This window comes from Ruegeria arenilitoris, assembly GCF_013035425.1.
GTDB lineage: Bacteria > Pseudomonadota > Alphaproteobacteria > Rhodobacterales > Rhodobacteraceae > Ruegeria > Ruegeria arenilitoris_A.
On sequence record NZ_WQHX01000002.1, the window covers coordinates 663,212 to 679,289 of the forward strand.

Here is a 16,078-nt window from a genome sequence, read left to right on the forward strand (position 1 = left end):
GCAATGCCGCGCTATTTCCGGATTAGCATTCCCACTTCGAGACCTGGCTCTTCGAAATGTTCCAACCCCGCCTTAGCACAGGTACAAATTCGGCCCTCTCCGTCGTGCGCCCATATTACGCTTTAGGTAGAGTAGCCGACCAAAACATTGACAGGTTCAATCCTGCTCTATCCTCTCCCAACCGCGTGCAAAGCTGAGTAAGGAAAATGTCTAATACAAACGGAATATTGCGCCACGCATCGACAACTTTATTCCTTTTGTAAATTTGACCCATGCGCGGAAGCTAAAAACATTGTTCACCTTGTTAACAAGCCTTGCAAAGTTTCCATACAACGAGACAGTGGTTCAAAAATCGCCTGCCATTTAAGCGGAGAAGAGCATCGAGGGATTACAATCAAATGCAAGTTTGGACTCGTAACAGACGAACGATGCTTTCTTTTGAATAGCCGCTTTGCCCGAAACGGGACACAACGCAGCGCTAATTTTCTCGCCCAAGCGTAAGTTCTTGAAAAACTAATCGGCGATGGGTCAAATTCAGGAACAAAGCAAACTAACGTACCAAACCACGAGGCTAGGAATGCGGCTGATCAAGATTTTTTTGATTTTGGTGGCGGTGATCGCAGTTGCCATATTCGGGTTAAGGTTGGCATTCCCTCTTCCCAAAGAAAACTTTTCCGAACGAACACTGAAACAAGATCCCGATTGGACCGGTCCCTTGGGGGCGACTATTCAAAATGCGCTTGAACGGAACCCCGGGCTTGACGGGGTACGACCGTTAGGTAACGGGCGCGCAGCCTTTGCGGCAAGAGCAATCCTTGCGAGAGAGGCAGTCTCGTCAATCGATGCGCAATACTACATTTGGCAAGACGATGTAACAGGCCTGATGTTACTAGACGAGCTGAGATCAGCCGCAGAACGCGGTGTGCAGATTAGATTGCTGGTCGATGACAACGGCATATCTGGGTTGGATGATTTGCTTGCTGAGTTAGATGCACTGCCGACTGCCAATGTACGCATATTCAATCCGTTTACACTCAGGCGGCCCAAGCTCCTGTCTTACGCATTTGATTTCAGCCGCCTTAATAGGCGCATGCACAACAAGTCAATGACAGTAGACGGCGTTGCCACGATTGTCGGAGGTCGTAACATAGGGGATATTTACTTCGACTACGGAGCAGGAACTCATTACCTTGATGTAGATGCGATAGCAATTGGCCCGATTGTGGACGAAGTTTCACAATCCTTCGATTCCTACTGGAACAGTGCTTCATCTTATGATGCAGACCTTTTTTTGAGTGTTCCAAAAGGGCAAAACCTTCAAGCCAGAGCAGAATCTGCGCGCCAGACTGCCGCTGGGGCTGGTTATCAGAAAGCGATCACCGAGAACGAACTGGCTGATCGAATAGCGGCACACGACCTTAAATTCGAGTGGAGCGAAGTCACTCTTTTTGTCGATGATCCGGCAAAAGGCTTGGGCGAAGTCAAAAGCGAAAACTTAATCGTTGAGCAATTGATTGATTTCGCCAATGGTTCTCAAACCTCACTTGACCTGGTGTCAGCATATTTTATTCCCGGTGAAAGAGGCGCCAACGTTCTGGAAGAATTAGCCCGATCAGGTGTGAAAGTTCGAGTTTTGACCAACTCACTGGACGCTACAGACGTAATGCCAGTCCACGCCGCTTACATGCGGTATAGGGGCGATCTGCTGAAAAGCGGTGTGGAATTGTTGGAGCTTCGAGCTTTAAGGCAGGAACATCGTGACCGGAGCCTGCCAGAGATATTAGCGGGCTCAGCGTCGGGTTTGCACGCGAAAGTCTTTGGATCGGATGGCCAAAGGGTCTTTATTGGCTCGTATAATCTCGATCCCAGATCGGCACGTCTCAATACTGAAATGGGACTGTTGGTCGAAAGCCCTGCGATTGCAGCGTCGCTTGCTTCGCAATTGAACAAACCCGACTTTGCGTATCGCGTTGAACTCGACAACGATGGTCAGATGATCTGGATGCAAGAAGAAAAAGACGGGACAGTTATCGTTCACGCCACAGACCCAGAAACTAATGGCGTCCAGCGCGCGCTCACAGCTGTCGTTCGTTGGCTGCCAGTCGAATGGATGCTGTAACGGGTCGCCGATTCCAATATTTAACATCTCATTCGCCCACCTTATCGACATGTGAGCTCATTGATTATTGCAATCGTTGCCAAATCTGCTGCACCACTAAAGTTTCTGTATTGTACTTTACAAAAGAAAACCATTCGCAAAGCCAAGCGAAGTTAAACCGATCCCTTAATCTTTGTTTCTAAACATTAAATTGTCTCACTGTGCGTCCGCGACTGTTCAAAATAGCCCGCTGGCTTTACTCAATCAACCGACTGCCCTGAACCCAGATTAATCGCCTATTTGGGAACGGCCTTTAGGTAAGCGGCAATTGCCAATCGATCACTATCGGTGAGCCGCGATGTGTTCTCGATGACTTCCACCATTTCTCCACCGGCGCTATCGTAGTCCGGGGTGAAGCCCGATTTCAGATATTCTGCGATGTCGGCTTCGGACCAATCAAGCTGGTTAGTGGTCAAGCCGGGAATTCGACCTTTTCCATTGGGATTTGGCGCACCTGCCAGCCAAAGATCACGCTTCAAACCACCTAAACTGTTACGTGGTGTATGACATTCAGCGCAGTGGCCCAGCGCCTCAACCAAGTATCTACCTCGCTGTTCTTGATCGTTCAGATCTTCTTGAACTACCCAACCGGGTTTCAAATACAGAAATTTCCATCCTCCCAAGCTGCGCCGAATATTGAAGGGAAAGCCAATCTCGTGCGGGTCGCTCTCGGTGGCGACAGCTGGAAGTGTGTTCAAAAAAGCATGAAGCGAAACAATGTCTTCGGCGGTCATGTTGGTGTATGAGGTATACGGAAAGGCCGGATAATAATGTTCCATCTTAGGACCCGTGCCATGGATTAGCGCATTTGCCAAATCCAGCGCGGACCAGGAACCGATCCCAGCCTCAGGATCGCTGGAAATGTTAGGCGCTACAAATGTACCGAAATCCGTCTGAAACCGGCGACCGCCGGTTAGTACAAGCTTTTCATCCCCGCTGGCGTCTGGCGCCGAGTGGCAAGATGCGCATCCTGCCGCATAGAAAACCGACTCACCTCTCGTAAGGTCTGGCGAGATTCCGGCTAGTTGCGCCTCGTCTACTCTCTGTGGTCGGGTTAGCATCAAACCAGTCAACCCAACCACAGTAACAACGCCTGCAGCGAAAAGAAGAATTCGCCGCGCCATCAGCGCCTCATTATTCTTTTGGCGCTCTGTAAGCTTTGTGACATGCCGAGCAGGCTCCGCCTAGATCACCCATCGCTGCCTTTAACGCTTCGACATCTTGTCCTGCTGCGGTTTGCATGGCAACAGCGGCGTCGGCCATCGCCTGCCCCTTGGCACCAACATCCGCGAAGTTCTCCCAGATAGCAGGCAAAGCGCGCGAGGAAGGGTCTGACGCATTGTCGGAACCGGCAGGCCACATCGCGGATTGATCGATCTGGGTCAGAACGACCAAATTATTCGCGGCTCGGGTTGCCGCTTCGGCATCATATTCCACGTCTCCCTTGGCCATGCCGCCGAGCGCACCAAGGTTGAAGGCATAAAGTTGCATTATCGAAGTCCGAGCTTTGACAGCTGGGTTTTCACTTTCATGGGCAATGGCTGTTCCAATCACGGCTACTGACAAAAGACCTGCCGTGAAGATTGAGAACTTCTTCATCATGATGTGTCTCCCTGTTGAATACATAGAATTCTAGCTTGAACGAATTTTCTTGTAATTGTTTGTTATTCGGCGTCAGTTGTCAATTTATGAACAGCCAAAACTGGGATGATATTCGATACGCGCTTGCCGTGAACAAATACGGTTCTTTGAATGCTGCTGCGACGGCCTTGGGCGTCACGCATGCCACAGTTCTTCGCAGGGTTGCTGCATTCGAAGAGCGCAATGGTTGCGTGATATTTCAGAAGAACCCGTCAGGATATTCCGCGCTGCCTGAGGCTAGAACAATTCTGTCAGCGATGGAAAGTGTTGAAGATGCGGTACTTTCTGTAGAGCGTGCAATTGTAGGAGCAAACCAGTCACCAGTGGGCCAAGTACGTATTGCGTCCACTGACAGCCTCTGTCAACTCGTGCTGCCCAAGGTAATAAGCGATATTTCTGCGCTTTATCCCGGTCTGGAATTGACACTGTTGAGCGGAAATAGCCACCATGATTTGTCAAGATTGACTGCGGATATCGCAGTGCGTCCGTCGGTTCAACTTGGGGAAGGTCTGGTTGGAGAGCGCTCGGGAACATTGTCGTTTGGAGTTTATGATGACGGTTATCCAAATCGAAAATGGATGAAGCTTGATGGGGCGTTGAGCCGCTCGCTTCCAGCTAAATGGCTGGCGGAGCACGTCGATGCTGACGAAATAACCACCGGGGCAGACAGTTTTTTGGTTCTTCAGCAGATGGCTGCTAAGGGAGTGGGCAAAACGTTTCTGCCCGCATTCATTGGCGACGCGGACCCCCGACTTCAAAGAACAAAGAACGTAGAACCCAAAATCGAGGTGCCACTCTGGGTCGCGACATTAGAAGAAATCGCGCATACACCCAGATTTGCCGTCGTACAACGGGCTTTGGTGGAACGCATATCTTTGCTTCACCTTGAAACCTGACTTTAGGCGTTCTTCCGCAACTCGGAAAAGCAACGTAGATTGGACACTTTTCTAACCGCACTCGGTCAGACTGTTCGCTGCGATCCAGCCGAAGGTGCCGCTTTGCCAAATATTAGCTTGGGTTTTGTCGTGCCGAACCCATGTCCAGCCTTCGGCTTGAGCAGGCGCCAAACTCTGATCCGGAAATAGAACCAAATCGCCGACTGGTATCTTTCTTAGAACCTCAGATGTTGCAACAGGAAACGCGAAAAGATCAATAACTTCAACTGCAGCGGCATTTGAAGAAACAGTGCAGGCCACAGTTGCACCTGCGGCCAACGGCGTGGAACACAGAAAAACCAAGCCAATTAAACCCAGTGAACGCGAAACCATGCTGCCTCTCCACGCGCTTTTGGTAAGTGCCTGCCTAATTGCCAGTGACAACGTCAGGTTAGCGGGTGCCTGACCAATGTTAAAGCGGGATGACAGTGATTAGTTTTTCTTTGACTGTCCAAAGTGCTTGACCACATATCGCCCCGTAAGTTGTCGGGTGCCCGTACCATACGAAAAATTGGGATTGTATTTCCAGGCTCATTCGTAACCGACATGCCAAATGGGCGACGTATATGCACGTTCCTGAATGGACAGCGGCGCACCTTCCGGTATCGCAACACCAAAGACTTTTGCATCATAAGTTGTCCAGCGCGGTGTCGGTATTTGAAGAACCCGAACGTAGTAGAATGCTTTTTGTTTAGGATCATAATTCGGGTCTTCCCAAAAGCCCGCAAGGACGGCTTGGCCAATATCATTTGTCCATGTTGAAGCAACACTATCAACGGTGTTGCCGACTTTGCCGTCGCAAACTTGGTTGATCAATTCGCGCCCTCCGCAAGCCACGTCATATACCTGCTCTGACGTTGACCCATCTGCGTTCAACCAGCCTTTTATGATCTGAATACGATCAAGGTTTGCCCCGTCCGGATCGCGCAGCGCCCGAACAACAAACCGTGGTGCTCGACCTTCCGCGTCTGGAAACAAATCGGAACCCATTGGAACGCCGTTGTCGTAACCGTATGCGTCAAAATCAGCACGCGGTAGATCAGCCTCCAAGAAATCGTAACCAGCGAAAACTCGGACTCGGATGCGAGGGCCAGTAGTGGCAAATACCTCTTTGCGAGCTAGCGCGTCCCAAATGGCTTCTCGCGTGTTTTCCCTGGCCCAAACGGCCGCGAGTCCGGATGCGGATGTCTGCCACGCATACTGCGCGACCGAGTCGTCCCCCCCGATGCCGCCAACCACCTCTTCAAATCGAATGGGATCTGCGGTTGGTTCCACTGCCGCAACTTTGCCAAAGAAGTTATCCTCACCGACCGTCGAAAGCGAAGTGTGGGAATCTGTGGATCCTATCACGCCAAATTTGAACGGGTTAACCCCCATCTCCCCTTCATATGCCAGCCCTCTACGCAGCGCTGATCTGGCATACTCGCGCGGTAGCATCTCGGGTGTCTTAGGCTCTGGCCCTAGCTGACCCTTATCCCATGTTTCAAAATCAGCGAACGCGTCGTCCGGAGAAAGCATTGGATGGGTTTCCCCATCTCCTTTCATTTGCGTGATTTCATAAATGGGTTCCCAACGAGCACGTCGCTTAAAGTACTCAACATCGAATGCCTCTCCTGAAAGCCGAACCTCGTCGAACATTAAGCCATTAGACAAGTTTCCGTTATGGGGAATAGCCAGAAGCTTCTGACCTGTCGTAACTTCGGCTTGCTCCATCCATTGCCAAAGGTCTTCCGGGTCGAAACTGTCAAAATTCGAAAACGGTATGATCTTGTCAGCCCCTTCCTTACCCCCTCTAAAAATGACATTGCGATGCAAGTTGTTTCGACCGGGATTAGAAGTCCACTCAAAGCCAATTAATGCCGTGAAGAAACCCGGGCTGTTGTGAGCTTCGGCCGCTTCGGTAATATTGCTCCAGGCGCTTTGGTAGATTTCCGGGTAATCCGCCAAAGGGTCCACGCCGCCCGACTTTGCTTGGCTCCATATGGACCACGCGCCCGCCGGATCACCCGCTTCGACAGCAGCGTCAAGCTGTTGACCAAATTCTGTTGAAAGAAGGACTTCGTCCTTAGCCATCAGAAGTGGTGCAAGACCGAGATTCTCAGCGTGATCGGCAATAACGAGAAAATCCAAGGGACGTCGCAATCTTGCCTGTACACCCGTGCTTGAAGCGACAATTTGGCCCTTTGCAAAACGATATGCCTCATCAGGACCAAGAGTATTCCCAATCATACCGGCATCGGCAGAGTAAGTCGTGTGAAGATGTGTATCGCCAAAGAAGACCTGATTAGGAAAATCCTGCTGCGGGTACGGAGAATAATTTCGATCCCCCGGCTGTGTCGCTGGCGTATCTTCGGCGGCAGCCGCACTCAAAATCATAAAATACAAAAAAAATATCAAACGGAGCATGTGTCCCTCCAAGCTTGGAACAAACTATACACTGAACGTTCGATTTTCCGATGACATTTAAAACCGCCTGCTTTGTTGGCAAAGCTGCTTTTGTCTGCGACAGAAAAATGACGGCACTGAGCTTGATCCTCTGTCAATTTAGGCCCTGACAGTTGCCATGCAGCGATGGCTAGCTCTGACACCAAATCGCAAATTTCGAAAACACTCTGGGACCTGATCAGAAATAAAATTCCAAGGTTACGGAGAGCTAGACAGGGTCTCCAAAAACGCCACCAAATCAGAGACTTCCTGCTCAGACAAATTCAATTCGGATAGTATGGCTTCACCGTCGGCATGAAGTCTTTCCACATCAATCTCGTTGTAATGTCGTACAACAGCTTCTAGGTCGTTCAAGCTGCCGTCATGCATATAAGGAGCAGTTTCGGCCACATCCCGCAGGGATGGCGTACGGAAAGTACCAAAATCGGAATGGCTTCGGCGTATACTACGAACGGCCCATGCACCTTGCTTAGCAGGATCGTCGCTCCAATCCCCATCTAGCGTGTAAGCGCTGGAGAGTAAAAAGTTCAATCCACCAAACCGACCTTCGTCAACTTCGGTTTCACTAAGAAAATACGGCACGCCAGCGTCATGGAATTCGTTATTGGAAAACCTGAGACCGTTATGGCACAACGAACAATTTCCGCGTCCCAGAAACAGCTGAAGACCTCGCTGAGCAGCGTCAGGATAATTTGAAGCGGCGGCCATATCGCCGCGCTCTAGCGCATCCCGAAAATCGTCAAATTGGCTCCTCTCGGTAGTTAAAGTTTCCAAGTAGGATGACAGAGTTTTGGCAATATTTACTAATACTAAATCGGCTCCTTGGTTTTGGGTATCACCGAAAATGGCTTCAAAATCATTAATATAAGGACTCGCAACAATAGCGTCTTTTAGACTTTCCTTGCTGTGCGCCATCTCCCTTTTTTCGATGATCGGATGCAAACTGGCTGCCCAAAGACTATCACTCTTACCTGCCCAGCCATACCAACGTAGGCCTGCCAGGTTCTTCAGTGTTGGCGTGTTCCGATCTAATAAGACGCGTCCGACCGCACGGGGCTCGGAGGTGGTAAATGCCTGCTCTGGGTCGTGGCAACTTGCGCACGCGAATGCACCGTCGACAGAAAGAATGGGATCACTGAATAACGCCGCTCCCAGCGCAATCGCCCTTGGATTATTCGAGACTCTGTTGCTGGGGTCAGCTTGGAATGACGGTGGCCACGGCCCAAAAGATAGTGTTTGTTGAATTTCATTCCGCGACAAGAGCACTTCTGCGTGCGCCGTTCCCGGCATTGCCAACAATGCGGCTGTCACCCACCGCTTCATTTCAGCTCAATTTCGGAAGTGTAAGACAATGACTCTCCCCTAAATTCGACGTCGATCTGCAACTGCCATAATCCCGGCATATGAAACAGAATCTGGTCCACCCGAAACACACCGTCGCCCAGCGCGGTAACCTCGGGTACATAGTTCAATCCGTGTTGGTGAGCAGGCATAATTGCATCGACACGTATGTCACCCACTGTAATTTCATTGCAGATCGAAACCAGAACAGAAAACGGTTGGGCCAACAGAATTTCATCAACAACCAAATGCACTTCGGGCGCATTTTGAGTTTCTTCCACCATGCGTTGACCGTTAGATTCACAGGCCATGGCCGTGCCGGAAAAAATTAGAAACCAGAAAAACCAGCGGATCATTCTGATGCCAACAACCTTTCTGCGTTAGCAAACGCGATGTTGTCCGCAATCTGGTCAGGTAGCAAATTCAACCAGCCGCGTGAAAAATCGGCATGCGGCCCCACGTAATACCAACGCTCCGGCGCGAAAGTATCCGTGCCGACCATGAACCGATCAGGGTGCGCCTCGAATGCGGTTTTCCAATCAGGGTCAAGAACGCCGCGTGAAACCATATCTGATCGATATGCCAGATCGGCCCAAAGCCTGGGATACGCGTCCAAAGCCTCAACAACATTTGCCGGATCGTCAAAGCCAGAGTGGGCCCATAGCACCCGAGCCTCCGGCCAGGTTTCGAAGATCAAGTCGACCGCCTCACGATCTCCGTGGTGGTGAAGAATTAGGTTCCGCTCTTTTGCAAGTTCGATCATACGCTGGATAACCGATGTCTTGATATCATCCCCGTATGCATGAAACTCGCCTATTGCTTCGTATTCATTTTTCGCCAGATTTTCTTCCAGATAGTCAATGACAGTGTCATCGTGCATCCATGTGTTGATCTCACCACGACGACGATAAGGCCGAAGCGCCGGAACAACGATGTCAGGCGCCGCTGCCGCCAGCAGTTGAGTGCCGTTGTCGTCCGAACTGGAAACTAACGCCTTTCGTACGCCAGCATCCCTGAGGATTTTGGCCACCTGTTCGGGTGGCACCAGTTTCACGGCATCATGACTGTAGTGAATATGTGCATCGAAGATTGGCCGCTCGTCGGCCTCCGCACCATTGCTTAGCACAATTGCGGCTATTGGGAGGAGTATTTTTAGCACCTTATGGGTCCTCGAAATGGCAATATCAATTCGGAAACTGGAGCATCTTAACCCAGCGTCCATATTGGACCGAAGATTTTATTTAAGATAGCTGACATCGACGTACTAGATTTCAGTGTTCAAGATCAATTTGGCTGAATTATTCGCAAAGTAGATTTTGCCGCCCACCTTTTCAGCCATTGGTATGAGCGAAAAGCTAATTTTATCATATGGTTACAAATTCGCTCCATTGATAGAATGCTAGCTTTAATCGTTCGGTTTCACTCGACTTCAACCATGTGTGGATTCTAAAAAATAGCGCTTTGTCTGGGCCAACGGGCGGGAAACGTGCTCAGGACACCATCAGGAATTGAACAAAAATACCAGCGTCATAACCTGAATTATCTGGATCGCTCGCGTGACTGATCAACCCATCTCTACTCGCATTATGACCTTTGACTCCGAAATTACTCTTGGGTTTTGGATAGGCGCAGTTCCAAACACCAAATGTCGGATACTAAGTTGAGGCCACGGAAAAACTCGGTGGTTGGATCGTGGAACTTCTGGAACGATCTGAACAATCGGATAATAAGACAATTGTCTCTATGCGAGATAACGGAAATTTCACCAAGTATGCGCCGTCAGCAGGTGAACGGTATGAAGATTAACGTACATGCGTTTGAACAGGAGCACTTAGAGTCGGCATTCGATCTGGCGACCCGCGTATTTGTAGCATCTAGCACGTTACATCGGGCCTTGGGGATCGAGTTGAATGAGTATCAGGATTACCTCCGCCGCCCGTTCGAAAAAATGGTGGAAGAAGGCTTATCGGTTGCTGCAACAGACCTCAGATCTAACAAACTTGTCGGGTGTCTCATAGTAACAGATTTCACGAGTCTGCCGACCAAAAATCCTGCCCTAGCACAACGTTTTGCGCCAATGCTGGCTCTTACAGCGGAGTTATGCCGTCGGTATGAACTCAAACGAAAGGTTTCCGTTGGTGACGCGGCGCTGGTCGATATGGGAGCAGTATCGGCAGAGGCAATTGGGCAAGGCATCTACCAACAAATGCGCAACGCCGCTCACGAGGTTGCAAGGAATAAAGGCTATAAAATAGCATTGGGGGAGCTATCATCTGCAGCAACCCAACGCGTCGTTCTGAACAAACTCATGCATAGCAAAATGGCAGAAATTCAATTCGCGGATTTTCAGTTTTCCGGCGAGTATCCGTTTTCAGCCATCAAGGAGCCGCCAAGCATTATTTTGTCCGAAGGCGCCTTATGACGCGCCCCTAGCAACAAGCCGCTTCCTGTTCTATGAACCCGAAGCGGCCCTTTGTGCAAAAACTCTGCTGAAACTGCGATAGTCCTGAATTTTTGACTTTTCCCATGACGCCTTTTCTAATCACCTTCGACCTACCAATTGGACAACAGATCAGCCTCACACCTTGTACAATTGACTGTTTCGTTGCGGTAATAAACAAGAAAAGGCAGAAACTTGGCGAGCTTTTCATTTAGGCCTCTCAAATTCTAAGGGCATCCAACCTCGACGAAACAGTTGGGGGAATCCTTTAGGCGAATACCCGGTCAAATGCCAAAATCGGTCCCCAGATCGCAAGTATCAAAATCCCTGTGACCAACCATCTTTGGCGGCGGCGAGCTGCCTCAATCTGGATGCTTTTCGATACCCGCTCAATACCGCACAACGGGCAATGCCAAAACGTGTAAAGGTCACCGTCCTGGTCATCAATAAAATGGTCAAGTGGTAAAAACCAGTGGCCCAGCCGCCGGCAAATGCGTCTTTTTGATATGAGCATCTAACAAAATTATAGTAATTTAAATCAGTGCGAATACTAACACTGTATTGTATATAATTAAAGGTATCTTTGTTAGTTAAAAGAAAGCTATACGCTTGTTTTGGCTGCAGGATAAGCCTTGGAGCCGGTCACAGCGAACGAAAACAAGGCTTGTAAAACTCTGCAGCACATCCCAGGCCGAATGACTATTTTATTCAAGATGTTGAAGGTATTTTGTAACCAGACGTCTGAAGGTTTCGATGAAACGCGTATTTCTTTCCAGACCACCGGGTTCGTCCACTCTGGTAATGACCCACCCAACGTAGGTTGCAGCTCTGATCGACAGAAACAGATCCAATTCAGAAACATCCAGAGGGCGAATTGACCGATAGCCATCGAACAGGCGGCTTTGAAGCATTCGATAGTCGGCGTCAGAAATATGCTTGAACAGCGCTGTTGCAACGTCGAACAAACGATAGCCATAGCCACCATCATCGAAGTCGATCATTTTCAGAAAACCATTATCTACTAATATATTATCCGGCACGAGGTCTGCATGCACCAATCCATAGTCAAGCGATTTTCCGATCCGGTTGAGTTTAGCTGATGCGTGATTTCTGAATTTCACAAAGACGGCCCGGTCGGCATTTGTGAGAGAGGGGTTTTCCCAGAACCTGCCCCATAGCGGAGCGTCGCCGACTAACCCGTCACGATCCCAGTGGACCCGGATGAATCCTGATTGGGCATCCCACGCGTCGGTCACTTGATGAAGGCGTGCCATTTCGCGACCAAGTTCAAAAAAAAGCTGCCTTCGCTCCGTAACGCAGAGTTTTGGCAAAGCAGAGGTCATTGTTTCGCCTGTGAGCCAGGTCAAAACATCCACTTGAAACCCATCGATATGGCGCAGAACCTCACCTTTAGGAGTTGGAACCGGCGCGGGCACAGAGAGTCCCGCTTCGGCCATCGCCGCCATCCACTCCAGTTCCGATCGCAGCTCACCATCGGTGCGATAGCTTTTCCGGTGTACGCGAAGCGCCAGGCGAATGGTTCCCAAACGCACTTCGTATACCGTGTTTTCTCGCTCAGCGACCAAGCTGACGTCGGCGCGTTCCATACCCCATACACGTAAGGCGGTATCAACGACATGTTTCACGATGGCGCAAGGGTGCCCAGAACCTCGTCCAAATTGTCGAACAATAGGTCTGCGTTTTGACAAGAGAAAGGCATGGGGGGACGGATTTTTAGGGTGTTTTTGTACCGCCCCAGTTTTGAATGGATGATCCCGCGTTGGCGCATTTCGTTGATGACGCGGTCAGTGAAATCACTGGCTGGGTCTTTTGTTATTCTGTCACACACCATTTCTGCGCCGAAAATCAATCCAGATCCACGGACATCTCCGATATAGTCGTACTTTTCCTTCAACGCCGCCATTCGCGTGCGCGCATAATCACCGACCCGCTTGGCATTCGCGACAAGTTCCGCTTCTTCCAGTTCTTCCAGTACGGCAATGGCCGCCGCACAGGATACAGGGTTGCCCCCAAATGTATTAAAGTACCTGTACCCTTGGCGGAATGCAGCAACGATATCGGTGTCAGCTACCACTCCGCCCATAGGGTGCCCATTTGCCATTGGCTTTCCCAGTGTCATTATATCAGGGACGATGCCCATTTTTTCGTGCGCCCACATGTGCGTACCAGTGCGGCCAAATCCCGATTGCACCTCATCGCAGATCAAGAGACCCCCAGCTTTGCGGACTGCATCTGCCGCAGGTCGTAGCCAGCCGTCGGGATTGTCCGGAAATCCTTCATTCAGAAAAAAGGGGCAAACAATGAGTGTGGCAAAACCAATTCCATCTTTCTCAAGCACGTCGATTTGTTCGGTCACTGCCGTTGCAAAGTGCTGTCCATCTGTATCGGGGTAGCGATAACTGTCCGGCGCGTTGACGAAGCGAACGTATTTGTCCAGCCCGAAACCGACATCCGGTACGTTCGACCTGCTGAGCTGACTGACAAGTGACGTGTTGCCATGATAGGTCGCGTCCGTCGCGATGATCCCGCGTTTACCGGAAACGGCTTCCGCCATCCGCAAGGCGATGTCGTTTGCCTCTGATCCGGTGCAGGTCAGAATGGCTGTATTCAAAGACGGTGCCATCGTGTCGGTTAGTTTCTCAAGGTATTCGATTATCCCTTCATGCAAATACCGAGTATGCGTATTCAGCTTGCCGGCCTGACGGCAAATCGCTTCAACAACCCTTGGATTGCAATGTCCGACATGCGGCACGTTGTTGTAACAGTCCAAGTACTTTCGACCATCAGCGTCCCAAAGCCAAACGCCCTCACCTTTCACAAAGTGGACAGGGTTATCATAAAAAGTGGATACGTTGGGCCCAAGCAATCGTGCCCGGTCTTCCAAGAGTTGTTGCGTCGTGCGTGCCAAAGCGAAGTTGATCCATGTTGCTTGGAACAAACTTAACAAGGCAAACGTTGTTTGCACAGAAGCACGACGTTGCTTAAGGCTCAGAACTATTTTAGCAAGAGGTATTTATCGGTCGATTTGGTCGCGGTGCAGTCGTTTGATCCATAGGGACCAACGCAGATTCGACGGCTTTTCGGACAACCGAATTCCAACCGAAGACATTTTCTATCGTGAATATGTGATATAATGCCCCCAATTAGGGAGGAAAAGTTGTTTCGTTTAATATTTCCCGCCGCTCTTATTCTTGGGAGCCCAGCCTTTGCTCAGGACGCTATTAACCCATTCGGGCTTGCCGGACCTTCTGGGCGACCTTATTCGCCTTACGCCGAACGCGCGTTTCCGACCCAAGTCTATTTTGGCGACACGCATGTTCACACAGGATTGTCAGGGGATGCCGGCGGAGGGGGCACACGGCTCATGCCTCGCGACGCATATCGGTTTGCGCGGGGCGAGCAGGTGATGTCAAACACCGGCCAACCTGTCAAACTATCCCGACCTCTCGACTTCTTCATGATAACAGATCATTCGGATGCGATGGGTGCCATCACCGACATTATCGGTGGCGCGCCGAACATCCTTGCAGATGAGCAAGGCAGATACTTTCACGAAGAGTTCAATAAAGGTGGAGAAGCCGCATTAGCAGCGGCACTTGAGTTGACTGCGGCATTCGCGCAAGGGCAGGTTTCCCCTGCGCTGAACTATCAACCGGGAAATCCCGCTTATGCTCGCGTTTGGGACGACATTATCGATTCGGCCGAAGAGTATAATGAACCCGGCGTATTCAGCACGTTCATCGCCTATGAATGGACGTCCCTCGTCGCAGGCAACAATCTGCATCGAAACGTGATTTTCCGAGATGGCCCCCAACGCACACGGCAAATACTACCATACACCACGACGCCGCCCGTAGGCTCCCCGAACCCTCGTGACCTGTGGAATTGGTTGGAAAATTATGAGCAAACGACCGGCGGACGCGTACTGGTGATCCCTCACAATGGTAATCTGTCGAACGGTTGGATGTTTCCGCTTGTCGATGACTTTGCAGATGGCGCACCACTGGACCCCACCTATGCGGAGGCTCGAAACAGATGGGAAAGACTTTACGAACCAACGCAGATAAAAGGCGACGGTGAGGCGCACCCATTCCTGTCCCCTGATGATGAGTTTGCTGACTTTGAGACGTGGGATTACGGGAACCTGGATGCTTCGGTTCCGAAAAAGCCAGATATGTTGCCCGGTGAATATGCTCGATCTGGGTTGCTTCGAGGCCTGTCACTGGAACACAAATTGGGGACGAACCCTTTCAAATTTGGCTTCGGCGGAGCCAGCGACACGCACACTGGCTTGACCGCGCCCGACAACGACAATTTCTTTGGTAAGTTCACTGGGTACGAACCCAGTGAAGAACGTAGCCAACATGTAAGCAAGACATATTCTGATGGAGCAGTCGCGCTGCGGTCCTCGCAATACATTACCGGAGGCCTGACGGCAGTGTGGGCGGAGGAAAACTCCCGCGAGGCAATTTGGGATGCAATGCATCGGCGTGAAACCTATGCAACCACAGGACCCCGTATACGCGTCCGAATGTTCGGAGGTTATTCCTTCAAAGAAGACGACGCGTTGCGACGGGATTTGGCACTAGTAGGCTACACCAAAGGTGTGCCGATGGGTAGTGATCTAGGTACAGGAGAAGGCGCCCCTTCTTTTCTAGTTTATGCGCTTCGTGATCCGGTGGGTGCCAATCTGGATCGCATTCAGATCATCAAGGGTTGGCTGGACACCGAAGGCCAGCAACAGGAAAAGGTTTATGATATCAGCTGGTCGGGGGACCGTGAACCTAATGCCAATGGGAAGTTACCACCCGTGGGAAATACCGTGGACCTCTCAATTCCATCTTGGACAAACACAATTGGGGCCTCTGAGTTGGGGACCGTGTGGAAAGATCCTGACTTTGATCCTTTGGAAAGCGCGTTCTACTACGCTCGAGTGATTGAAATTCCTACCCCACGATGGACAGCTTATGATGCTGTAAAGTTCGGAATAGAAATGCCCGAAGACGTCCAATTGATAACACAGGAACGCGCCTATACTTCACCAATATGGTACGTGCCAGTACAATAGTCCTGACTGCAAAATCTGATTTGCGTTAG

13 protein-coding genes are annotated in these 16,078 nt (G+C 50.5%); 4 read left to right on the forward strand and 9 right to left on the reverse strand.

Annotation, left to right across the window (positions count from 1 at the left end; genetic code table 11):
• Positions 1-577 precede the first annotated feature (577 nt).
• On the forward strand, positions 578-2,119 hold the full coding sequence (locus GOV45_RS08815) for a phospholipase D family protein (RefSeq protein ID WP_170476485.1): 1,542 nt from the start codon (positions 578-580) through the stop codon (positions 2,117-2,119).
• A gap of 275 nt (positions 2,120-2,394) precedes the next feature.
• On the opposite strand, the gene GOV45_RS08820 is transcribed toward GOV45_RS08815, so the two are convergent.
• Entirely contained in the window at positions 2,395-3,282 is an 888-nt protein-coding gene (locus GOV45_RS08820; protein ID WP_170476487.1) for a c-type cytochrome, read from the reverse strand.
• 10 nt (positions 3,283-3,292) lie between these two features.
• On the reverse strand, positions 3,293-3,760 hold the full coding sequence (locus GOV45_RS08825; RefSeq protein WP_254442453.1) for a c-type cytochrome: 468 nt from the start codon (positions 3,758-3,760) through the stop codon (positions 3,293-3,295).
• Between the two features lie 86 nt (positions 3,761-3,846).
• On the opposite strand from GOV45_RS08825, the gene GOV45_RS08830 reads away from it, so the two are divergent.
• Positions 3,847-4,695, forward strand: coding sequence for a LysR family transcriptional regulator (locus GOV45_RS08830; RefSeq protein WP_170476489.1), 849 nt, complete (start codon positions 3,847-3,849; stop codon positions 4,693-4,695).
• Between the two features lie 51 nt (positions 4,696-4,746).
• Here GOV45_RS08830 and GOV45_RS08835 read toward each other — a convergent pair whose 3' ends face one another.
• From GOV45_RS08835 to GOV45_RS08855, 5 genes are all read right to left on the reverse strand, one after another.
• Entirely contained in the window at positions 4,747-5,067 is a 321-nt protein-coding gene (locus GOV45_RS08835; protein ID WP_170476490.1) for a hypothetical protein, read from the reverse strand.
• Positions 5,068-5,265: 198 nt separating this feature from the next.
• The gene (locus GOV45_RS08840) at positions 5,266-7,140 is read right to left on the reverse strand and encodes a DUF3604 domain-containing protein (RefSeq protein ID WP_254447945.1); all 1,875 of its coding nucleotides are present in this window, start codon (positions 7,138-7,140) and stop codon (positions 5,266-5,268) included.
• Positions 7,141-7,377: 237 nt separating this feature from the next.
• Positions 7,378-8,502: a cytochrome-c peroxidase gene (locus tag GOV45_RS08845; RefSeq protein ID WP_170476492.1), complete on the reverse strand. Its 1,125-nt coding sequence runs from the start codon at positions 8,500-8,502 to the stop codon at positions 7,378-7,380.
• Positions 8,499-8,876: a FixH family protein gene (locus tag GOV45_RS08850; RefSeq protein WP_170476493.1), complete on the reverse strand. Its 378-nt coding sequence runs from the start codon at positions 8,874-8,876 to the stop codon at positions 8,499-8,501. Before GOV45_RS08850 ends, GOV45_RS08845 begins: the two co-directional genes overlap by 4 nt.
• Positions 8,873-9,679, reverse strand: a complete 807-nt coding sequence (locus tag GOV45_RS08855) for an amidohydrolase (protein WP_170476495.1) — start codon at positions 9,677-9,679, stop codon at positions 8,873-8,875. Before GOV45_RS08855 ends, GOV45_RS08850 begins: the two co-directional genes overlap by 4 nt.
• 612 nt (positions 9,680-10,291) lie before the next feature.
• Here GOV45_RS08855 and GOV45_RS08860 point away from each other — a divergent pair.
• Positions 10,292-10,942, forward strand: coding sequence for a hypothetical protein (locus GOV45_RS08860; RefSeq protein ID WP_170476497.1), 651 nt, complete (start codon positions 10,292-10,294; stop codon positions 10,940-10,942).
• 722 nt (positions 10,943-11,664) lie between these two features.
• Here the strand turns inward: GOV45_RS08860 and GOV45_RS08865 are convergent.
• Both GOV45_RS08865 and GOV45_RS08870 read right to left on the reverse strand, forming a co-directional pair.
• A complete protein-coding gene (locus GOV45_RS08865) occupies positions 11,665-12,606 on the reverse strand; it encodes a phosphotransferase enzyme family protein (protein WP_170476498.1) in 942 nt (313 codons plus the stop codon).
• Complete coding sequence (locus GOV45_RS08870) at positions 12,603-13,889, reverse strand: aspartate aminotransferase family protein (protein ID WP_170476630.1); 1,287 nt, start codon at positions 13,887-13,889, stop codon at positions 12,603-12,605. The genes GOV45_RS08865 and GOV45_RS08870 overlap by 4 nt, the downstream gene beginning before the upstream one ends.
• Before the next feature lie 249 nt (positions 13,890-14,138).
• On the opposite strand from GOV45_RS08870, the gene GOV45_RS08875 reads away from it, so the two are divergent.
• A complete protein-coding gene (locus GOV45_RS08875; protein ID WP_254447946.1) occupies positions 14,139-16,049 on the forward strand; it encodes a DUF3604 domain-containing protein in 1,911 nt (636 codons plus the stop codon).
• Positions 16,050-16,078: the final 29 nt, after the last annotated feature.